Genomic DNA, 20,798 nt, shown 5'->3' on the forward strand with positions numbered 1-20,798 from the left:
CTAACGGGTCAGTCCAGCCAGGCAGCGGCCTCCGCGGCCCAGTACGTGAGGATCAGGTCGGCGCCCGCGCGGCGGATCGACGTCAGCACCTCGAGGACGGTCCGCTCGCGGTCGAGCCAGCCGTTCGCCGCGGCGGCCTCGACCATCGCGTACTCGCCCGAGATGTTGTACGCCGCCACCGGGACCGGCGAGATGTCCGCCGCCGCCTTGATGACGTCGAGGTAGGACAGCGCGGGCTTGACCATGATCATGTCCGCGCCCTCGGCGAGGTCCAGCTCGATCTCGCGCAGCGCCTCGCGGCCGTTGCCCGTGTCCTGCTGGTAGGTCTTGCGGTCGCCCTTGAGCTGCGAGTCGACGGCCTCGCGGAAGGGGCCGTAGAACGCGCTGGCGTACTTCGCCGAGTACGCGAGGATCGCCGCGTCCTTGTGCCCGACCTCGTCCAGCGCGCGGCGGATCACGCCGATCTGGCCGTCCATCATCCCGGACGGCCCGAGTACGTGCGCCCCGGCTTCGACCTGCGCGATCGCCATCTGCGCGTAGATGCTCAGGGTGGCGTCGTTGTCGACCACGCCGTCGGCGTCGAGGACGCCGCAGTGGCCGTGGTCGGTGAACTCGTCGAGGCACGTGTCGGCCATCAGCACGGTGGCGTCACCGAGCTCGTGCCGCAGGTCGCGCAGGGCGACGTTGAGGATGCCCTTCTCGTCGACGGCCCCGGAGCCCTCGGCGTCCCGGGTGGCCGGGATGCCGAACAGCATGAGCCCGCCGACCCCGGCGTTGACCGCGTCGACGGCGGCCTTCCGCAGCGTGTCGCGGGTGTGCTGGACGACGCCGGGCATGCTCGAAATCGGCCGCGGCGCGTCGAGCCCTTCGGCGACGAACATGGGAAGGATCAGCTGGCGTGGCCGCAGCGTCGTTTCGCCCACCAGCCTGCGCATGGCCGGGGTGGTGCGAAGCCTGCGGGGACGATGCTCGGGGAACACCCCTACCAAGTTACTCCCGCGCTGATCGCCCGGGTTCCGCAAGGGTGCCCACCAGGCCGCCCGGACCAAAGCGCCCCAATGTGGCCTTCGGTGCGTCAGACGCACCCAAGGCGACCTTCGGTGCGTCAGACGCAACCAAGGCCGCCTTGGGGCGCTCGAGACTTTAGGAGCGGCGGGCCCGCTTCGCCTTGCGCGGCGGCGGAAGGGCACCTTCCGCGCGCAGGCGAGCGGCGTGCTCGGCGAGCGCGTCCACCAGGTGCGGGACGTCCGCCTTCTCCGGCTGGACGTCGACCCGGAGACCGAACTCCACCGCCGTTTCGGCCGTCTTCGGGCCGATGCACGCGACCAGCGTGCGGGTGTGCGGCTTGCCGGCGATGCCGACGAGGTTCCGCACGGTCGAGGACGAGGTGAAGCAGACCGCGTCGAACCCGCCGGTCTTGATCATCTCGCGGGTCTCGGCGGGCGGCGGGGCGGCCCGGACCGTGCGGTACGCCGTCACGTCGTCGATCTCCCAGCCGCGCTCGCGCAGGCCGGCCGACAGCGTCTCGGTGGCGATGTCCGCCCGCGGCAGCAGCACGCGGTCGACCGGGTCCAGCACGTCGTCGTACGGCGGGAACTCGGCCAGCAGGCCCTCGGACGACTGCTCGCCCGACGGGACCAGCTCGGGGATGATGCCGAACGAGCGCACCTTCGCCGCGGTCGATTCGCCGACGCAGGCGATCTTCACGCCGGAGAACGCCCGGGCGTCGAGCCCGAACTCCTCGAACTTCTCCCACACCGCGCGGACCGCGTTGGTCGAGGTGAAGACGATCCACTGGTAGCGGCCGTCGACCAGGCCCTTGACCGAGCGTTCCATCTGCGCCGGGCTGCGGGGCGGCTCGACCGAGATGGTCGGCACCTCGTGCGACGTCGCGCCGTGGCCGCGCAGGCGCTCGGCCATCTCGCCGGCCTGCTCCTTGGTGCGCGGCACCAGGACCTTCCAGCCGTAGAGCGCCCGCGACTCCCACCACGACAGCTTCGAGCGCTGCCCGGCGGCCTGGCCGATCGTGACGATCAGCGGCCCGACGAGCTCGCCGGCGTCGTTGGCCAGCTTCTCGAGCGTCGTGTCCAGGGTGCGCTGGGTGTTGATGGTGCCGTTCGCGGTGACCGCGACCGGGGTGGTCGCCGGCACGCCGTTGCCGGTGAGCGCCGACGCGGCCTCGGCCAGGTGCGCCGACGTCGCGTGCAGCACCAGCGGGCCGGGCGCGGCGGCCAGGGCCGCCCAGTCGACGTCGCCGCGGACGTCGACCTCGGTGTGCGTGCCGCCCAGCGCGACGCCCGCGTACGCCGGGACGGCCGCGGCCGGGGAGACCCCCGGGATGACGTCGAACACGGCGCTCGTGCGCGCGACCGCCTGGACCTCGGCCACCACGGCCGGGGTGGTCAGCGGGTCGCCCGCGACCAGGCGCAGCACCAGCCGGCCGGCCTTGGCCTCGGTGGTCAGGTCCTTGGCGACCTCGGCGGCCTCGCCGACGGCCGGCCGGACCTCGGCGCCCTCGGCGGCCATGGCCAGCACGGCCTGCGGCACGTCGGGGTCGGTCACCACGACCTCGGCCTTGGTCAGCAGCTCCTGGGCACGGACCGTGAGCAGGCCGGCGTCGCCGGGGCCGGAGCCCACGAACGCTACGCGCCCGGTGGTCTTTCGCGCGGGGGTCATCTGTGCGTTTCTCCTCTTGCGGCGACCGTGCACGATCGCGCGGCCGCAGATCTCCTACGTCTGGGAAAAGCGCTCGCGAGAGCGCTATCGGGCAGGGCCGGAGAGGGCTCCGGCTCCCAGGTCCAGCAGCTCGGCGGCCAGGTCCTTGCCCAGCTGGGCAGCCTGGTCCTTGTCGGCCAGCGCGGAGGCCCGGACCATGTCCACCGCGCCGTTCTCGCCTTCCGCGGCGGCGGTGCCGCGCAGCGAGATCCGTTCCACGACCTTGCCCTCGGCGTCGAGATCTTCGACGATCTCGGCGAGCGCGCCCACCGGCGCGCTGCACCCCGCCTCGAGCGCGGCCAGCAGGGAACGCTCGGCCGTCACCGCGGCCCGCGTGCCCTCGTCGTCCAAAGTGGACCGGAGCAGCTGCTCGAGGTCCACGTCTCCCGCCCGGCACTCCACCGCCAGCGCACCCTGCGCGGGCGCGGGCAGCATCTGGATCGAGTCGAGGGTCTCGGTGATCGCCTCGGCCCGGCCGATCCTGGCCAGTCCGGCACGCGCCAGCACCACGGCATCGAGCTCGCCGTCGGACACCTTGCGCATGCGGGTGTCGATATTGCCGCGAATCGGCACGATTTCCAAACCGAGGCCCAGCGCGCGCAGCTGCGCGGTGCGCCGCGGGGAGCCCGTACCCACCTTCGAGCCCGGCAGCAGCTCACCCAGCGTCAGCCCGTCGCGGGCGACCAGCGCGTCCCGCGGATCCTCGCGCGACGGCACGGCGGCCAGCGTGATGCCCGGTTCCGGCGCGGTCGGCAGGTCCTTGTACGAGTGGACGATGACGTCGACCTCGTTGCGCAGCAACGCTTCCCGCAACGCGGACGTGAAGACGCCGACCCCGATCGTGGGAATCGGGGCGGAGGACTGGTCACCGGGCGTGGTCACCTTGACGATTTCGACCTCGGCGCCGGTGGCGCGCAAGGCGTCGGCGACGGTCCCGGTCTGGGCCAGCGCGAGCTTCGAACCGCGCGTACCCATGCGAATGACTCTGGTCACTGCTACTTCTTCTCTGAAGGGGGCTTCGGGCTCGCCACCGCGGCGGGTGCCTGCGGGTCGAGGCAGAACAGTTCGCGCAACGCGTTCGCGTAGTCGGTTTCGGCCGTCTCGGCGGCCAGCTGCTTGACCCGCACCGTCGGCGCGTGCAGCAGCTTGTCGACCACCCGGCGGACCGTGCGGCCGACCTCCTCGCGGACGGCGCCGTCCAGGCCCGGCAGGCGGTTGTCCAGGCGCAGCAGCTCGGCGTCGACGACCTCGGCGGCGCGGCGGCGCAACGCCGTCACAGTGGGGGTCACCTCGGCGCTGCGCTGCCCGGCGAGGTAGTTACGCACCTCGTCGAGGACGATCCCGGTCGCCTTGGCGGTCTGGCGCTCGGTGGTCGGGGTCCCCGCCTCGCGCATCCGGCGCTGGATGGTGGCCAGGTCGACGACCCGGACGTCCGCCAGCTCGCCGACCTCCGGGTCGACGTCCCGGGGCAGGCCCAGGTCGCAGACGACGAGCGCGCGGCCGCCGCGGGGCAGCACGTGCTCCGGGGTGAAGACGGCGTCCTGCGCTCCGGTGCAGCAGATCACGATGTCGGCGTCGCGGACCGCGTCGGCGACCCCGGACAGCGGGACCGCCCGGGCCGGCACGCCCTGCTCGCTGACGTTGGCGGCGAGGCGGCGGGCGCGGGCGTCGGTGCGGTTGGCCACGGTGATCTCGCCGATCCCGGCCTTGCGCAGCTGTGACGCGCTCAGCGCACCCATCGAACCGGCCCCGACGATGACGGCGTGCTTGCCGGTGACGTCCCCGGCCGCGGCGAGCGCTTCGGACACGACCGACGCGCCGAGCTGGTCGAGCCCGGTCTCGGTGTGGACGCGCTTGCCGACGCGCAGGGTCGTCTGGATCAGCTCGTGCAGCGTGCGGCCGACCGTGCCGGCTTCGCGGGCGGTGGCGTAGGCCGAGCGGATCTGGCCGAGGATCTGCGTCTCGCCGACGACCATCGAGTCCAGGCCCGAGGTGACCGAGAACAGGTGCTCGACCGCGGCGCCGGCGTAGTGCACGTACAGGCTGTCGTAGAGCTCCGCCGGCGCCATCCCGGCCTGGCGGGCCAGCACCGCGGAGACGTCGTTGAGGCCGCCGTGGAACGTCTCGACGACCGCGTAGACCTCGATCCGGTTGCAGGTCGAGACGAGCATGACCTCACTGACGTGCTCGGCCTGCTGCAGCTCGTCTAGCACCTTGCCGATCTCGGGCGCGGGGATCGCGACGCGTTCGAGCGTGCTCAGCTCCGCACTCCGATGCGAGAGGCCGACTGCCAAGACGCTCATGCGCACACCTCGCTGACGCTCGGTGCGGCCTGAGCGGCAAGCGCTGTGTTGAATGATTCACTCGCAAGCTCGCTCATGAGCGCACCACCATTTCCCGTCCGCCGTCCGGACCCGAGCCGTTCCGCCTGCCGTTCCCATTCTCGGCTGGGAGAACCGCACCGGGTAGTCCGGGATTGCCCTGATTCCCGGCGGCGTCATCCGCGCGGCGGGCCACATGGAACGAGAGTATCTGCAGCTCGACGGCCAAATCCACTTTGCGGACCTCGATGTGAGCAGGAACCTGCAGCACGACCGGCGCGAAGTTGAGGATGCACTGGACACCGCCGGCGACCAGCCGGTCGCACACCGACTGCGCCGCGGTGGGCGGGGTGGCGATCACGCCGATGGAGATGCCGCGCTCGGCGCAGATCCGCGGGATGTCGTCCATGTGCGACACCGGCAGGCCACCGACCGGCACGCCGATCAGGTCCGGGTCCAGGTCGAACAGCGCTTCCACCGGGAAGCCGCGGCCCGGGAAGCCGCCGTAGTTGGCCAGCGCGTGGCCCAGGTTGCCGATCCCGACCACGGCGACCTTGTGCTGCCGGGTCAGCCCGAGGATGCGCTCGATCTGGCTGACCAGGACGCCGACCTCGTAGCCGACGCCGCGGGTGCCGTAGGAGCCCAGGTAGGAGAGGTCCTTGCGCAGTTTCGCGGAATTGACGCCGGCGGCCTGCGACAGCTCTTCGCTGGAAACCGTCGTGGCGCCCTGTTCGGACATTCCGGACAGCACGCGGAGGTAGACGGCGAGCCGGGCGACCGCGGCCTCGGGAATGGACTTCGCCCGGACGGCCTCGGGGGCATCCCCGTTGCGGCCCGGCTCACCGGCGGGGACCGCGGGCATTTCGGCGGTCGGGGCGTTGTCGGCGTCCGGGCCGGCCGGACGGCGGGGCCGCCGGGGCGCCCGGCCCGGGGAGTCCGCCGCGTCGCGCCTCCCCCGCTGTGTCACCACGCCGTCGTCTCCCGCCCGCTGTGCATCCGGCGGCCATCGCCACGGCCGTACCGAACTGTGTCTTGACCCCGGTCTCGGAGTCCGGTTCGATGCCGGACGCCCGGGGGCGATGGCCCTACGGTAGACCACTTGTGAACGCAGGCACAAAGTCACAGGTCGGAGGCGGTTCCGGGGCCGCCGGCGCGGGCCGGAGATCACGACACCGCGTCAGAATCCTTGTCCGGCAAGGCAGTTCGCGCCCTCAGCGGGCGTCGAGGGTGACCGAGTGCCAGCCCGTGGCGCCGTCCGGGACGGGGTCCGCGCGGTTCTCCGTCTGCGTGTAGCCGTCCTGGTCGGTCGCCCGCACGGACGCCTGGTGCGTGCCCTTCGGGACGTCGAGCTCGATCCACCACATCCGCCAGGTGTCCTTGCTCACCTCGGCCGACAGCGTGGCTTCCCGCCACTCGCCCTGGTCCAGCCGGACCTCGACCTTCGCGATCCCGGTGTACTGCGCCCACGCCGTGCCGGTCAGCCGGACCTTGCCCGCCGTGACGCCCGCGAACCCCTTCGGTGTGTCGATCCGCGATTCGGTCTTGATCGGCGCCTGCTCGGCCCACCCGCGGCTCAGCCAGTACGCCTGCCGGGCGTCCCACCGGGTGAATTCGAGCGATTCGACCCACTTCGTCGCCGACACGTAGCCGTACAGGCCGGGGATGACGATCCGCGCCGGGAAGCCGTGCTCGACCGGCAGCGGTTCGCCGTTCATCCCGATCGCCAGCATCGCGCCGCGGGTCCGGTCGAGGGCCACGTTCGCCGGGGTGCCGCACGTCCAGCCGTCGACGCTGGTGGCGAACATCTGCTGCGCGCCCGGCTGCACGCCCGCCTCGTCGAGCAGGTCGGCGAGGTCGACGCCGATCCAGGCCGCGTTCGAGATCAGCGGGCCGCCGACCTCGTTCGACACGCACGTCAGCGTCACCCGGCGCTCCACCAGCGGCCGGCTGCGGATGTCGGCGTAGGAGAAGGTGACCTCGCGGTCGACCATCCCGTGGATCTTCAGGCGCCAGTCCTCGGTGCGCAGCTGCGGCACGACCAGCGCGGTGTCGATGCGGTAGAAGTCCGCGTTCGGGGTGATGAACGGCGGCGAGCCCAGCTTGGCGAAGTCGGCGTCCGCGGGCAGCGGCGGCGCGGTGCGCGCGGGCACGAGCGGCCCGACGGCGGCCCGCGAGTCCTCGGCGTCCGAGCTGGTCCCGGCGACCTGGCCGACGACGGCCGCGATCCCCGAGCCCGCGGCGACGCCGACCCCGGCCCGCAGGAACTTCCGCCGGTCGAAACCGCGCTCGTCGACGACGTCCACCGGCAGCGCGATCCGGTGCAGCCAGGTGAACACCATCAGCCCGGCCACCAGGGCGGCGACCGGCGCCAGCAGCGAGACCTGCCCGAGGTCGCTGCGGACGTACACGGCCGCGACGCCGGCGGCGCCGAGCGCGAAGACGAGCACCTGCCCGGCCCGCGGCGTCCGGCGCGAGAGCTGCCCGGCGAGCAGCGCGAACAGCACGAGCACCACGGCGAGGCCGAGCTTGAGCACCGGCTTGTCCCAGGTGCCCAGCGTCCGCTCGGCCCACTTCACGATCGCGGTCGGGCTGTGGTCGATGACGTAGTTCGCCACCGCGATGAAGGGCGACGCCGTGTACCCGACGAAGCCCGCGACCAGGTGCCCGACACCGAGGGCCGCGGCCAGGGCGAGGAGCCCGATCAGCGTCGCGACCGGCAGGGACAGGCGGCGCGCCTCGGGCGGGGCGTCCTGCAGAGTGCTCACGCCTCCATCATCGACAGCCGGCGCGCCCGGCGGCGGCCCGATCCCGCTTACGGACGTGTTACGGCTGCAGCGCGCGCCGCAGCCGGTCCTCCTCGACGCGCCAGTACCCGTGCTCGGCGCCGTCGACCAGGATCACCGGGACGCGGTCGCCGTACTCCGCCCGCCACTCCGGGTCGGTGTCGACGTCCTCGGCCGTCCAGGCGACGCCGAGCTCGCCGCAGATCCGGGCGACGTCGGCCTCCGCGACCTCGCAGAGGTGGCAACCGTCCCGGCCCATCACCGTCACTTCGTGCGCCATGGCGTCCTTACTACCGCAACCGCAGGCGGCGCAGCTTGCCGGTGGCCGAATGCGGCAGCGACTCGGCGAACTCGACCAGGTGCGGCACCTTGTACCCGGCCAGGTGGGCCGCGCAGTGGTCCACGACCTGCTGCTCGGACAGCGCCGCCCCGGCCGCCGGCACGACGACGGCCTTGACCGCCTCCCCGCTGCGCTCGTCGACCACGCCGACGACCGCGGCCTCGGCGACCTCGGGCAGCTCGTCGATCACGGCCTCCACTTCGCGCGGGAAGACGTTGAAGCCGTTGACGATGATCAGGTCGTTGGCCCGGTCGACCAGGTGCAGGTCGCCGTCGACGTCGAGGTAGCCGACGTCGCCGGTGCGGAACCAGCCTTCGTCGTCGGGCCCGTGGTCACCGTCGGGCCAGTAGCCGGAGAACAGGTTGGCCCCGCGGATCGACACCAGGCCGGTCTCGCCCTCGGCCTCGAAGACGTCGTCGACGTCGTCGGGGTCGAGCGGCACGGCCTGGTCGGTGCCGTCGCTGTCCACCAGCCGCAGCTCGATCCCGGGCAGCGGGCGACCGACCGAACCGGGCTTCGGGTAGCCGGTGACCAGCGTCGACGTCACCACCGGCGCGCATTCGGTGAGGCCGTAACCCTCGTAGACGTCGAGGCCGGTGGCCTCGCGGATCGCGGTCAGCACCTTCGGGTGCAGCGGCGCGGCGCCCGAGGTCATCCGGCGCACGGTGGCCAGGCCGCGGCGGAGCTCCTCGGCGCCGAACGCGGCGAACTCCCCGTACATGGTCGGGACGCCGGTGATCGACGTGACGCGGTGTTCGGCGCAGTCGTCCAGCGTGCGCTGCGCCTCGAAGCGCTCCGAGAGGACCGCGGTCGCGCCGACGGCGGTGGCCTGCAGGAGGCCGGGGCCGAGGCCGTAGACGTGGAAGAGCGGGATGGTGATCAGCACGCGGTCGTCGTGTTCGAGGACGCCCTCGACCCCGCTGATCTGCTCGAGGTTCGCCAGCAGCGCGCGGTGCGACAACATCACGCCGCGGGGCGGCCCGGTGGTGCCGGACGTGTACGAGACGACCGCGATGTCCTCTCCCGAGCGGCCGGCATCGACGAATTCGACTACTCCGTCCGGGTCACACGCGGGAGTGAGCCCGCTCACGCCGTCCGGGAGCTCGTCTTCGGGGTCGCGTTGGACGACGACCTTCGCTCCGCTGTGCGCGAGCAGCTTCGCGAGCTCCGGCCCGGGCACCTGCGGCGACAGCGGCACGACGATCGCGCCCGCCCGCAGCGCGCCGAAGAAGGCGACCACGAAGTCCACCGACGTCGGCAGCCGCAGCCCGACCCGGTCGCCGGGCCCGACCCCGGCGTCGGCCAGCTTGCGGGCCTGGGCCTGGGCGGCCGCGTCGACCTGGGCGTAGGTCAGGCCGCGTCCGGTGCCGGTTTCGAGCACGGCCGGGTGCTCCGGCCACGTCGCCGCGGCCCGTGTGAGCAGCCCGCCGACCCCCGGCTGCGTCCCCTCTGGAGCACTCACCCGCGACCTGCCTTTCCTCGCCCGGCGTGAACCGTTGCAAGTCTGTCATCTGAAGCGACGTCATGGGTGCCGGCCGCGAGCGTCGCGTCTGCGCAACCCCGGAACCACTACCTACTTAGCGGTAACTACACGTATGCTGCACTGCGTCGCGCCGGTGTCGTTGATCACCGCCGCGACCGGAGAGAGGGAGTCGCCGTGAGGAACTTGCCTGCCCACGAGGCCGTGGGGCATGCGAGCCGGCCGGCCCCTGCTCATCCGGGTTCCGGGGGTTCCGTGGCCCGCTGCCGGGCCGAAGCCGCCGCCGGAGGTGCCGCCCGATGACCCTGCCGACCGCCGCGAGCCGCGGGCCCGTCTTCATGTTCGCCGAGCGCGTCTTCGGCCGGACGTCCGCCGTGCCGCTGAGCAGGCAGGCGGCCGACGACGAGCGCGCCGAGGCGGCGAAGGCCGAGGCGTGGGACCTGGTGCGGGCCGCGCAGGACGGCGACTCGTCCGCCTTCGGCCGCCTCTACGACCGGTACGTCGACGTCGTCTACCGGTACGTGCTGTTCCGGCTGGGCGACCGCGACCTCGCCGAGGACGTCACCAGCGAGACGTTCCTGCGCGCGCTGCGCCGGATCACGTCGGTGAGCTACCAGGGGCGTGACGTCGGCGCCTGGTTCGTCACCATCGCCCGCAACCTCGTGCTCGACCACGTCAAGTCGAGCCGGTTCAAGCTCGAGGTGGTCACCGACGAGGTGACCGAGCCCGGTTCGGCGCCGTTCAGTGTCGGTGCGGCCACCCAGGTCGGCCCGGAGCAGGAGGCGATCAGCCGCGCCACCCGCGCCGAGCTGCTGCGCTGCGTCGCGGAACTGGGCGATGACCAGCGGGAATGCATTGTCCTGCGGTTCCTGCAGGGCCTGTCCGTGGCCGAGACGGCCGAGATCATGAACCGCAACGAAGGGGCGATCAAGGCGCTGCAGCACCGCGCCGTACGCCGATTGGCACAACTCCTGCCCACCGGATTGCGCTGAACCCGCGAACTTTTCCGTTCGTCGGCCGAAACCGGTAACCCCGGCGGCTGCTGGATCGTTACCCCACGCAGACCGGTGTCAGTACCGGCCGGAGCCCGGGATGGAGAGCAGCGCCGTGAGGTTTGCGCGTGAGCGAGCCGAGAGCGAGCGGTTCGCGCGTGCCCTGGAACCGTCGCCGGTCCGCCGCGACGACGAGTTCGCCGCCGAACTCGCGCTCGTCGGCGCCCTGCGCGAGCTCGGCGCGGCCGGGGCCCCGGACCTGGAGACGCGGCAGCGGATCCGCGCCGAGATCGCGGGCCGCCTGGAGACGGCGGCGGCCACCACCCCACGTCGGAGGTGGCGGCCGCGGACCGCCGACCTGGTGGCCGCCGCGCTGTTCCTCTTCCTCGCCCTCGCGGGGCTCACGCTGGTGCTCTCGCGCACCGCGTTGCCCGGCGACCCGCTGTACGGCGTCAAGCGCGCCGGCGAGTCGACCGCGCTGGGCCTGACGTTCGGTGACCAGGAGAAGGCGCGCAAGCACCTCGAGTTCGCGACCAACCGGATCACCGAGCTGGGCGAGCTGGCCGCCGAAGGCGCGAGCGCGGCCGACTACCGGACCGCGTACGACGACTTCACCACCGATCTGCGGGCCGGCGTCGCCGAGACGTCGGCCGCGGCGACCAGCGACGGCGGCGGTGCGCAGGCGCTGTCCGACGTCCGGCTGTGGGCGCGCAACCAGGCGACGAGGCTGTTCGCGCAGCCGCTCCCGGCGGACGCCGCGCCGGTGTTCGGCGACGTCCGCGACCTGCTGGGCAAGGTCCAGGAGCGCGCGAGCGGCCTGGTGGCGCGGATGAACTGCTACCGGATCACCACCGGCACGTCGGACGAGCTCGGCCCGCTCCCGGCGACCGGCGAGTGCACGCAGCGGCCCGTCCCGGCGGCCGGTGACCACCCGACGTCGGCTTCGGCGTCGGTCGCGCCCCCGCCGGCGGACAGCACTTCGCCGGCACCGACGGGCACGCGGCTGCCGCCGTCGGACGCCGCGGCGACCCCGGGTATCCCGGCGCCGACCGGCGGGGTGACGCCGCCGCCGGTGTTCGGCCAGCCGTCGACGACGTCCCGGCCGCCGGCGCCGACGACCACGACGACCCAGCCGCCGCTGATTTCGCTCCCGCCGCTGCTGCCGGGCCTGCCGCCGATCGTGATCGGCTGAGGTCACCTGCGACGGGGCGGTGGGCGGCTCGCTACGCTGTGCAAAGGACCCGGATTTTCCCGGCCGCCGGGAAGTGACGTGGAGGCGGTGTGCGTGTCAGCTTGGCGTGGCAGGGACAAGAGTCAGGAGCTGGAGCGGCTCGCCGCGCTCGCGGGTGAGGCGTCGGCCGAGGCCGCCCACGCGCGGGTGGTCTCCGAACCCGCCCCGCCGGCCCCGCCGGACCTGACCGCGGCCGCGTTCTTCGACGTCGACAACACGATGATGATGGGCGCGTCCATCTTCTACTTCGCCCGCGGGCTGGCGGCGCGCAAGTTCTTCACGTCGGCGGACCTGGCCGGGTTCGTGTGGGGCCAGATCAAGTTCCGCCTCGGCGGCCGCGAGAACAAAGAGGACATCAGGACCCACCGCGAGCGCGCACTGTCCTTTGTGGCCGGCCGCACGGTGGCCGAGCTGACGTCGATCAGCGAAGAGATCTACGACGAGCTGATGGCGGACAAGATCTGGTCGGGCACGCGCGCGCTGGCCCAGATGCACCTGGACGCGGGCCAGCGGGTCTGGCTGGTGACGGCGACACCGATCGAGCTGGCGGCGATCATTTCCCGCCGCCTGGGCCTGACGGGCGCACTGGGCACGGTGGCGGAGACCCGCGACGGCGTGTACACGGGCCGCCTGGTCGGCGACCTCCTGCACGGCCGGGCGAAGGCCCACGCGGTCCGCGCACTGGCTTCCCGCGAGGGCCTGAACCTCAAGCGCTGCACGGCGTACTCGGACTCGGCGAACGACATCCCGATGCTGTCGGCGGTGGGAACGGCGGTGGCGGTCAACCCCGACGGCGGCCTGCGTGACGTGGCCCGGGCCCGCGGCTGGGAGATCCGCGACTTCCGGACGGGTCGCAAGGCGGCGAAGATCGGCGTGCCTTCGGTGCTGGGGGCCGGGGCTTTGGCGGGCGCTGTGGCGGCGGGGATGGCCTACCGCCGCCGCTGAGCGCGTTCTCAGTCTGGCGCCGGCTCGTGTCGTCCGTCCAATCACGCGTGTCGACTTCTCGATCACGTGTCGGGGCGGTCCTGAGCCTGATGCTCGCCGAGGTGGGTCTCGCTGGGCGCGGGCGATGTGTGGCGATCCGGATACCCGCCGTGGTGGGTCGGCTGTGCCTGCCCCCCGGCCCCAAAGAGCAGCCCCCGCCCTATCCCGGGGGGCGTCCCCTGGTCCAGTCTATCGCCACCCCGGCCCAAAAACCGGCGCAGCCGAAATCTGTGGACAACCGAGGCCGATGTGGACAACTCAGCCGCGGAAAACCGACTTCCGCTGCTCGCCGGAGTGGGCCAGGAATCGGACGGCGGGCTGCGTGACGTGGAGCCGGGCCGGTCGCTGGAAGGTCCGCGACTTCCGGACCAGCCGGAAGGCGGCGAAGACCGCCGTGGCTTCGGTCCTGGACGCGGGCGCGGCGGCGACCGGAATGGCTCGCCGCTAAGCGCGAGCGAGGCTCAGCCGCGGAAAACCGACTTCCGCCGCGAAAGCCGCCGGTACAACGTCTGCTGGATCGACTCGCGCACCTGGTCCGTCAGCTGGAACACCAGCATCGGGTCGTCCACCGCGTCCGGGCCGAACGAATCCGTCGGGATCGGTGTGCCGAACTCGATGCTCCACTTCGTCGGCAGCGGGACCGCGCCCAGCAGGCCCAGCATCGGGAAGAACGGCGTCACCGGGAAGTAGGGCAGGCCCAGCATGCGCGCCAGCACCTTGATGTCGCCCAGCTTCGGGTAGATCTCCTCCGCGCCGATCACCGACACCGGGATGATCGGGACGCCCGCCCGTAGCGCCGCCGAGACGAACCCGCCGCGGCCGAAGCGCTGCAGCTTGTAGCGGGATGCGAACGGCTTCCCGATCCCCTTGAAGCCCTCCGGCCACACCCCGACCAGCTCGCCCTGGCGCAGCAGGCGCTCGGCGTCCGCGTGGCAGGCCAGCGTCTGGCCCGACTTGCGCGCGAACGAGCCCACCAGCGGCACCTGGAACACCAGGTCCGCACCGAGGCCGCGCAGGTGACGGCCGCCCGTTTCGTCGTGGACCGCCACCGCCGTCATCAACGAATCGAGCGGGATCGTGCCCGAGTGGTTCGACACCAGCAGCGCGCCGCCCGACGCCGGGAGGTTCTCGACGCCGTACGTGTCGACGCGGAACCACTTCCTGTACAGCGCGCGCAGCGGCGGCAGGAACACCGCCTCGGTCAGCTCGGCGTCGAAGCCGAACTCGTCGACGGTGTAGTCGCCCGTCAGCCGGTCGCGGAGGAAGCCGAGCGCCGAGCGCGCGGCGTCCGAAAGCGGCTCGGGGGTGGGCCGGTCCGCGCCGGGGAACGCGACGACCGGCGCGCCCTCCTGCCCGCGGACGTCGGCTTCCCGCGCCTCCGGCTTCTCCCGGCCCGGTCCGTGCAGGGGGATGATCTGCGCCTCGGCACCGCCCACCGTCTCCGCCTCGCTTCCGAAGTAGTCCTGCGGCCTGTGACCACCGGGGCCTCGCCCCGGACCCCCGAAGGACATGCTCACCGGCTCTGCCCCGTCGCCGCGGCGACGAGCACCTTGCTCGCCAGGCCCGCCAGCTTGCCGCCGTCCAGCACCGGGCGGAGCCCGCGCCCGGCGATGTAGTCGTCGAACGCCTCCCGCGTCGTCCACCGCGGGGTGTACCCGAACTCCTGCTTCAGCTTGGCGATGTCGACGACCCGGCCGAAGTTCAGCAACCGGACCTGGTCGGCGGAGAAGTCCACGACGCGGGCGCCGCGCAACACCTTGCCGACCGACGGCACCACACTCCGCGGCATCGGCAGCTCGACCCGGCCGGCTCGCCGGATCGCCTGCGAAAGGGTGAGTACCCCCTCCGCGCCGACGTTGAACACGCCGGGCCTGTCGGTCAAGGTCGCCCGCTCCAGCACGGCCAGCGCGTCCGAGGAGTGCAGCAGCTGGATGCGCGCGTCGTAGCCGAAGACCGTCGGCACCACCGGCAGCGCGAAGTAGCGCGCCAGGACGGTGTCGGTCTCCGGGCCGATGATGTTGGCGAAGCGGAACAGCGTCGTGGTGATGTCCGGGCGGCGGCGCACCAGGCCGCGCACGTACCCCTCCATCTCGACGGCGTCCTTCGCGTACCCGCTGGCCGACGTCGGGATCAGCTCGGAGTCCTCGGTGAACACCGCCTGCGAGCGGGCGCTCGCGCCGTAGACCGCCGCCGTCGACTTGACCACCAGTTTCCGGACCAGCGGCGACCGCTGGCAGGCGGCGAGCAGCCGCATGGTGCCGATGACGTTGACTTCCTTGATCGCCGTGCGGCGGCCCGGGCCGGCCGGGTGCGCGGTGCAGGAGGCGTGCACGACGGTGTCGACCGCGGCCGTGCTGATCACCTTGGCGATCAGCGGGTTCCGGATGTCCGCGCGGACGAACTCGGCGTGCCCCATGCGCTGCAGGACCGTCTTGTCCGGCGGGACCGTGTCGACACCGATGACCCGTTCGAAGTCGGGGTTGTTGCCCAGCCGGGCGAGCAGTTTCCCGCCCAGTTCCCCGGCGACCCCGGTGACGAGCACGATGTTCGACGGCATGCGACTCCCTGCGGCGCGTAGGGCGTGTGGGGGGTGGACGATCACCCGAGGCGCGCGAACCTGCACTCACTGGCAGCATCGCGCGGACGCCGTTGAGATGTTACCGCTCTTCAGTGGTAGCTCCGGGCCGTCGCACGTGCTATTGCCGCCCGTACCCCGGGAAAGCGACGAACGCCTCACTCGAACGGGCGGACGTGCCCACCACATGGACGTGGCCCGTCCAGAGACTGGACGGGCCACGATCACGCTCAGCAGGCTTACTTACCGGCCTTACGACGCTGGACGCGCGTACGGCGAAGCAGCTTGCGGTGCTTCTTCTTCGACATGCGCTTACGGCGCTTCTTGATCACAGAGCCCATGGGCGCTCCTTAGGTCGACGTCGGTCACGCTGCCCGGCGCAGCGTCCAACGGGTGGAGCGCACAGGCACGAGCGGTTTTCCAGGTTACCCGTCACCCGGCGCGGGCCGGTCAGCGGGCACGGTGTAGCGCTGTGCACCCGTGCCCGGCGACCGGATCAACCCACGTCGTAGTACGCGCCCTGCAGGTACTCGTGCACTGCTTTCTCCGGCACCCGGAAGGACTTCCCGACCCTGACGGCGGGCAGCTCACCCGAGTGCACGAGACGGTAGACGGTCATCTTGGAGACCCGCATCAGCGTGGCCACTTCGGCGACCGTCAGGAACTGGACCTGCCCGACAGCGGGCAAATCCTCCTTCTTGTTCGGCGACATGTTTACCGCGTCCTTCGACACGTGTCGCGCCACGAGGCTTCCCCACCTGTGGTATCGACACGCACGTGCTCTATCGAGAGTAGCGGGACTGGTGGGACTAATGCGACGCCTGTCACCGAGATGGGCTCCTACCTGCGCTAACGCACAGGCACCCGCGCGTGCAAGACCCGGGCGATCGCCCTTTCCGGCGAAATCAGTTCTCTTCGTGCGCCTTGCCGAGCTCGACCGAACGGTCCTTTGCTGCCTCGATGGCGGCCAGCAGCGCCGCCCGGACGCCGTGCTTCTCGAGCTCGCGGATGGCGTTGATGGTCGTGCCCGCCGGGGACGTCACGGCCTCGCGCAGCAGCACGGGGTGCTCGTCGGATTCGGCGAGCATCTTCGCCGCGCCGACGGCCGACTGGATGATCAGCTGCCCGGCCAGCGCCCGCGGCAGGCCCAGCAGGATGCCGGCGTCGATCATGGCCTCGACCAGGTAGAAGAAGTAGGCGGGACCGGACCCGGACAGCGCCGTGACGGCGTCCTGCTGGGCCTCCGGCACCTCGACGACCCGGCCGACGTGCGAAAGCAGGTCGCGCACCACGGCGAGGTGCTCCGCGGTGGCGTACCGGCCGGCGGAGATGGCGCTCATGGCCTCGTTGACCAGCATCGGCGTGTTCGGCATGACCCGCACGACGGGCACGCCCTCGGCGAGCCGGCGCTCGTACAGCGACGTGGGCAGCCCGGCGCACAGCGAAACGACGAGGGACGAGGGCCCGAGCAGCGGCGCGAGCTCGTCGAGCACCGGCTCGATGTCCTGCGGCTTGACGGCGACGACCAGGATGTCCGCCCGCTTGGCGGCGTCCTCGACCTCGACGCCGCGGATGCCGTAGCGGCTGGTCAGCTCTTCGACGCGCGCCGGGTACCGCTCGGTGAAAAGGAGGTCGCCGGCGTCGTGGCCGCCGTGCAGCAGCCCCGACAGCAACGCCTCGCCGATCTTGCCCGCACCCAGCACCGCGATGACCGTCATGCGGTAGAGCGTGCCAAACCCGCCGCGGCCGCCGGGTGCCGGGGCGAGGTGGCGCTAGCCGGGGATCGCCGCAGTCCGCCCTCAGCCGCCCGGGGCCGGGGCGAGACCGAGCTGGCGGGCCTGGCACACCAGCCGTCCCTGGGCGTCCACCACCGTCGCGTCCGAGTCGAACCAGGACTCGTGCACCGACCGGGACTCCACCACCACCCGCAGCCACCCGGGCGCCGGGCGCGTCCGCAGCAGCGCCGTCAGCTGGACCGTCGGGGCCCAGCCGATGCGGCCGAGGTTCATCACCACCGGCGGGTTCACGTCCGACGCCAGGAGCGAAAAGTACGGGTCCACCAGGCTGTGCCGGGGGCGGACCCACAGCCGCATCCGGGGTGGCTCGCCCGTGCGGCCGGTCAGGTACCCCGCCGTCGCCGGGTCCAGCCGGACTTCACAGCCCTTGGCCAGGTTGAACGGCCCCTCGGTGCTCTCGGCCATGGCCAGCGCGCCCGGCGGCGGCTCGGCGGGCATCGACGGCACGTCGGTCCACTCCGGGCGCCGCATCGGCAGCCGGCCCGTGGTCACTCTCGCCTCGACGCAGCTGCGGCCGCGCTGCTCGAGCCGGACCTCGACCACCGTCGCGCGGCGGCCGACCTTGCGGACGTCCGTGCGCAGCAGCACCGGGCCGAGCGCGGGCGCGTGCAGGAACTCCGCGCTGACGACCAGCGGCTCCGCGTGCGGCTCCCCGCGCTCGTGCAGTGCGGAGACCGCCGCCCGGGCCAGCAGGGCGAGCAGGAAACCCCCGTGCGGGTGCGAGCCGATGGCCCATTCCGCACGCAGCACCGCGGTGAAGGTGCCGTCCCCCAGCGACCGCGCCGCACTCGCCGTGTCGAAGGACACGGCGGTGCCGTCGATTCCGCTCACGAACGGTCCTCGCCGATTCGAGAATCCGGATAGGTGACAAGAAACGAGAGCGACGGGTTCACGGTCCGAACTTTACGGGTTGGACCGGCGGAAATGCACTCGGGAGCAGTGGTGTCGGCACGAGATCGCACCGTTATTGCCCGAGGTGGAACCGCGCGAACAACAGCGCCTCGGCCAGGTCGCGGACCCGCTGGGCCGCGGTGACGGCGTGCCGGGTGTTGATCTCCAGCACGATCTGCCCGGCGAAACCGTTGCTGACCAGCTTCTCGAGCAGTTCGGCGCAGGGCTGGCCGCCACGGCCGGGTACCAGGTGTTCGTCCTTCGGGACGCCGGTTCCGTCGGCCAGGTGGACGTGCGAGAGGCCCTCGCCCATCCGCTGCGCCAGCGCCAGTGCGTCCATCTCGGCTGCCGCTGTGTGGGACAGGTCGAGCGTGTAGTGGCGGAACCCGACGTCGGTCGGATCGATCGACGGCCGGAACGCGGACACCCGCGAATTCTTCGAACCGCCGGGCGGGCGCACCTTGAACATGTTTTCGACGGCGATTTCGACGCCGCTCGACTCCTCCAGTTCACCGACCAGATCGCCGAACGCGTCCCCGTACCGGCGCTGCCACCGGAACGGTGGGTGCACCACCACGGTGCGCGCGCCGAGTTCGACGGCGGCGTCGACCGACATCCGCAGCCGCACGGCCGGGTCCGGCGACCAGACCCGCTGGGTGATCAGCAGCGACGGCGAGTGCACCGACAGCACCGGCACGCCGGTGCGCCGCGACCACCGCCGCAGGGCCGTGACGTCCTGGCTGACCGGGTCGGCCCAGACCATCACCTCGACGCCGTCGTAGCCGAGCTCGGCGGCCAGCTCGAAGGCGGTCCCCGCCTTCAGGGGCCACACGGACGCCGTGCTGAGTCCGACGGGGACCGGCTGCTCGTCTGCCACGCGCGCCATCCTGCCTCGTGACCGACGGTGCGCGACGGCGCCGGGCCGCCAACGCGACGCGGATCACGGGGTCAGCGGCCGACCAGCAGCAACGCGGCCGGGGAGACCGTCACCACCAGGCCCACCAGCACCGCGAGCACCGTGGTCTGCAGGTCCTCGGCGCGGCGGATCTTCCGCACGATCCAGACCAGCGCCACGACCACCAGCAGGGCGGCGACCAGCGCGGCGGCCGGGATGTTCACCCACAGCCAGTTGAAGCCGAGCCAGACGGCGGCCCCGCCGACCACGCCCATCGCCAGCTGGCCGGCCAGGGCCAGCCACTGCTTGCCGGGCGAGGCCGCGGTTTCCGGCTCCGCGACCGGCTCGGGCACGTCGTCGTACTCGTCGTCTTCGTAGCCTTCGCCCTGCTCGTAGGCGTAGTCGTCGTGCTCGAAGTCCGGGCCGTCGGCCGGGTAGTCGTCGGCGAACTCGCGCTCGTAGGGCTCGAGGTCGTCCGGGATCGGCGCCCGCGAGGCGCGGTCGCCGGGCGCGAACGGCATCGGCGGCGGGTACGCGCCGGTCGGCGGGCCCGCGTCGTAGGCGGCCTGGTAGCCGCTGCCCTCCGGCTCGAAGCCGTCCGGCTCGAAGTCGTCCTGGGGGTACCCGTCGTCCGGGGCGTCGGAGGGCACCGCCGGCATGACGCCGATCTCGGTGTCCTCCATCTGCTCCTTCTGGCGGCGCTTGCGCCAGTTCGCCAGGCCGGCGGGCGAGGACGGCTCCGGCGGTTCGGGCTTCTTGCCCTTCGGGGGCACCGGCGGGGCGGGCGGCTCGTCGTCGGGGACCGCCGAGAACTGCTCGGTGTAGTCCTCGCGCTTCGGCTCCGGACGGCGGGACGGCGCCCGGCGCGGACGGCCGGGGGCCGCGGGCGGGGTCGCGAACGTGCCGCTGGCCATCGGGGGCGGCGGGACGTCGATTTCGGCGTCCGGGGTGCCGTTGAGGCCGTCGAGCCGGGCCGACAGCGGACCGCCGGGCGGCGGCGGGGGCACCGGCAGCTGCTGCGACGGCTGGGGCGGCACCGGCAGCTGCTGGGACGGCTGCGGCGGGCCGGGACGGCGCCGGACCGGCGGAACGGCCCGGGTGTCCTCGGCCGACGACGGGGTCGGCAGCTGCTGCGACGGCTGCGGCGGCACCGGCAGCTGCTGGGACGGCTGCGGCTGCTGCGGCGGCGGGGGCTGGCGGCGCGGTGCGGCCCGCGGCGGCACCGGCAGCTGCGCCGACTCCTGGGGGCGCGGCGGCACGGGCTCGGGCGGGACCGGGCGCGCGAACTTGCCCGACTCCTGCGGCGGCCGGGCGAACTGGCCGGACTCCTGCGGGACCGGGCGCGCGTACTGGCCGGACTCGGCGGCGCCGGGGGCGGGCCGCGCCGGGGGCGGCGGCACCGGCCGGGGCGGCGGCTGGGACTCCTGCGGGACCGCGCGGGGCGCGGGCGGCGGCGGGGACGGCGGCTCGGCGCGGCGCCGTCCGGCGGGCCGCGCGGGCGGGGCCGGCGGGGGCGGGCTGCCCTCGGCGGCCACGCGGTCGATGATCGCCTGCGGGCCGGTGTCGCTCACGCCGGGGCGCCGGTGCGAGCCGGTGGCGCCGGGCGGGGCCTCGGGGGTGCCGGGTTCGTCGTCGTCATCGGCCGCGCGCCGACGGCGACGGCGTCCGCCGTCGACCTGGGCACCGTGCTGGGCGAGCAGCTCAGCCACGGTCTTCTGCGGCGGCTGGTCGCCTCCGGTCTGGTCCGTCATACCTGGTGATCCCCTGCGCGCTCCGGGTCCTCGGCACCTCGCGG

The 20,798-nt window shown here is 72.8% G+C and carries 19 protein-coding genes; 3 read left to right on the forward strand and 16 right to left on the reverse strand.

Annotated features, from left to right (window positions below):
* Positions 1–8: 8 nt before the first annotated feature.
* From hemB to ACLJOU_RS00540, 8 genes are all read right to left on the reverse strand, one after another.
* Complete coding sequence (hemB, locus tag ACLJOU_RS00505; protein ID WP_410561853.1) at positions 9–980, reverse strand: porphobilinogen synthase; 972 nt, start codon at positions 978–980, stop codon at positions 9–11.
* Between the two features lie 163 nt (positions 981–1,143).
* Positions 1,144–2,676: a uroporphyrinogen-III synthase gene (locus tag ACLJOU_RS00510; RefSeq protein WP_410561855.1), complete on the reverse strand. Its 1,533-nt coding sequence runs from the start codon at positions 2,674–2,676 to the stop codon at positions 1,144–1,146.
* 84 nt (positions 2,677–2,760) lie between these two features.
* The gene (gene hemC, locus ACLJOU_RS00515; protein ID WP_410561857.1) at positions 2,761–3,690 is read right to left on the reverse strand and encodes a hydroxymethylbilane synthase; all 930 of its coding nucleotides are present in this window, start codon (positions 3,688–3,690) and stop codon (positions 2,761–2,763) included.
* Positions 3,691–3,710: 20 nt separating this feature from the next.
* Positions 3,711–5,018: a glutamyl-tRNA reductase gene (locus tag ACLJOU_RS00520; RefSeq protein ID WP_410561859.1), complete on the reverse strand. Its 1,308-nt coding sequence runs from the start codon at positions 5,016–5,018 to the stop codon at positions 3,711–3,713.
* A 73-nt stretch (positions 5,019–5,091) separates the two neighbouring features.
* The gene (locus ACLJOU_RS00525) at positions 5,092–6,006 is read right to left on the reverse strand and encodes a redox-sensing transcriptional repressor Rex (protein WP_410561862.1); all 915 of its coding nucleotides are present in this window, start codon (positions 6,004–6,006) and stop codon (positions 5,092–5,094) included.
* Between the two features lie 241 nt (positions 6,007–6,247).
* On the reverse strand, positions 6,248–7,801 hold the full coding sequence (locus ACLJOU_RS00530; protein WP_410561864.1) for a molybdopterin-dependent oxidoreductase: 1,554 nt from the start codon (positions 7,799–7,801) through the stop codon (positions 6,248–6,250).
* Positions 7,802–7,859: 58 nt separating this feature from the next.
* Positions 7,860–8,099, reverse strand: a complete 240-nt coding sequence (locus tag ACLJOU_RS00535) for a glutaredoxin family protein (protein WP_410561867.1) — start codon at positions 8,097–8,099, stop codon at positions 7,860–7,862.
* A gap of 10 nt (positions 8,100–8,109) precedes the next feature.
* Positions 8,110–9,621 carry an AMP-binding protein gene (locus ACLJOU_RS00540; protein WP_410561869.1) on the reverse strand — a complete coding sequence of 504 codons (1,512 nt, stop codon included), beginning with the start codon at positions 9,619–9,621 and terminating at the stop codon, positions 8,110–8,112.
* Between the two features lie 317 nt (positions 9,622–9,938).
* On the opposite strand from ACLJOU_RS00540, the gene ACLJOU_RS00545 reads away from it, so the two are divergent.
* The 3 genes from ACLJOU_RS00545 to ACLJOU_RS00555 all read left to right on the forward strand — a co-directional run bounded on the left by ACLJOU_RS00545 (position 9,939) and on the right by ACLJOU_RS00555 (position 12,807).
* Entirely contained in the window at positions 9,939–10,631 is a 693-nt protein-coding gene (locus tag ACLJOU_RS00545; protein WP_410561872.1) for a sigma-70 family RNA polymerase sigma factor, read from the forward strand.
* Positions 10,632–10,746: 115 nt separating this feature from the next.
* Entirely contained in the window at positions 10,747–11,823 is a 1,077-nt protein-coding gene (locus tag ACLJOU_RS00550) for a DUF5667 domain-containing protein (protein ID WP_410561874.1), read from the forward strand.
* Positions 11,824–11,901: 78 nt separating this feature from the next.
* Positions 11,902–12,807, forward strand: a complete 906-nt coding sequence (locus tag ACLJOU_RS00555) for an HAD family hydrolase (RefSeq protein WP_410561877.1) — start codon at positions 11,902–11,904, stop codon at positions 12,805–12,807.
* Positions 12,808–13,307: 500 nt separating this feature from the next.
* Here ACLJOU_RS00555 and ACLJOU_RS00560 read toward each other — a convergent pair whose 3' ends face one another.
* The 8 genes from ACLJOU_RS00560 to ACLJOU_RS00595 form a co-directional block, all read right to left on the reverse strand.
* Positions 13,308–14,357 (reverse strand): lysophospholipid acyltransferase family protein, encoded by a 1,050-nt coding sequence (locus ACLJOU_RS00560; protein ID WP_410564639.1) that lies wholly within the window; start codon positions 14,355–14,357, stop codon positions 13,308–13,310.
* 2 nt (positions 14,358–14,359) lie between these two features.
* The gene (locus tag ACLJOU_RS00565) at positions 14,360–15,403 is read right to left on the reverse strand and encodes an NAD-dependent epimerase/dehydratase family protein (protein ID WP_410561880.1); all 1,044 of its coding nucleotides are present in this window, start codon (positions 15,401–15,403) and stop codon (positions 14,360–14,362) included.
* Between the two features lie 257 nt (positions 15,404–15,660).
* Positions 15,661–15,762, reverse strand: coding sequence for a 30S ribosomal protein bS22 (locus tag ACLJOU_RS00570; RefSeq protein ID WP_007030867.1), 102 nt, complete (start codon positions 15,760–15,762; stop codon positions 15,661–15,663).
* Positions 15,763–15,917: 155 nt separating this feature from the next.
* Positions 15,918–16,133, reverse strand: a complete 216-nt coding sequence (locus ACLJOU_RS00575; RefSeq protein ID WP_013222402.1) for a helix-turn-helix domain-containing protein — start codon at positions 16,131–16,133, stop codon at positions 15,918–15,920.
* Between the two features lie 193 nt (positions 16,134–16,326).
* Entirely contained in the window at positions 16,327–17,139 is an 813-nt protein-coding gene (gene proC / locus ACLJOU_RS00580) for a pyrroline-5-carboxylate reductase (RefSeq protein WP_410561886.1), read from the reverse strand.
* An 81-nt stretch (positions 17,140–17,220) separates the two neighbouring features.
* Positions 17,221–18,039 carry a thioesterase family protein gene (locus tag ACLJOU_RS00585; protein ID WP_410564641.1) on the reverse strand — a complete coding sequence of 273 codons (819 nt, stop codon included), beginning with the start codon at positions 18,037–18,039 and terminating at the stop codon, positions 17,221–17,223.
* 142 nt (positions 18,040–18,181) lie between these two features.
* Entirely contained in the window at positions 18,182–18,994 is an 813-nt protein-coding gene (locus ACLJOU_RS00590) for a sugar phosphate isomerase/epimerase family protein (protein ID WP_410561888.1), read from the reverse strand.
* A gap of 62 nt (positions 18,995–19,056) precedes the next feature.
* Positions 19,057–20,754, reverse strand: coding sequence for a hypothetical protein (locus tag ACLJOU_RS00595; protein ID WP_410561891.1), 1,698 nt, complete (start codon positions 20,752–20,754; stop codon positions 19,057–19,059).
* Positions 20,755–20,798: the final 44 nt, after the last annotated feature.

The organism is Amycolatopsis sp. cmx-4-61, from assembly GCF_046548775.1.
Taxonomy (GTDB): Bacteria; Actinomycetota; Actinomycetes; order Mycobacteriales; family Pseudonocardiaceae; genus Amycolatopsis.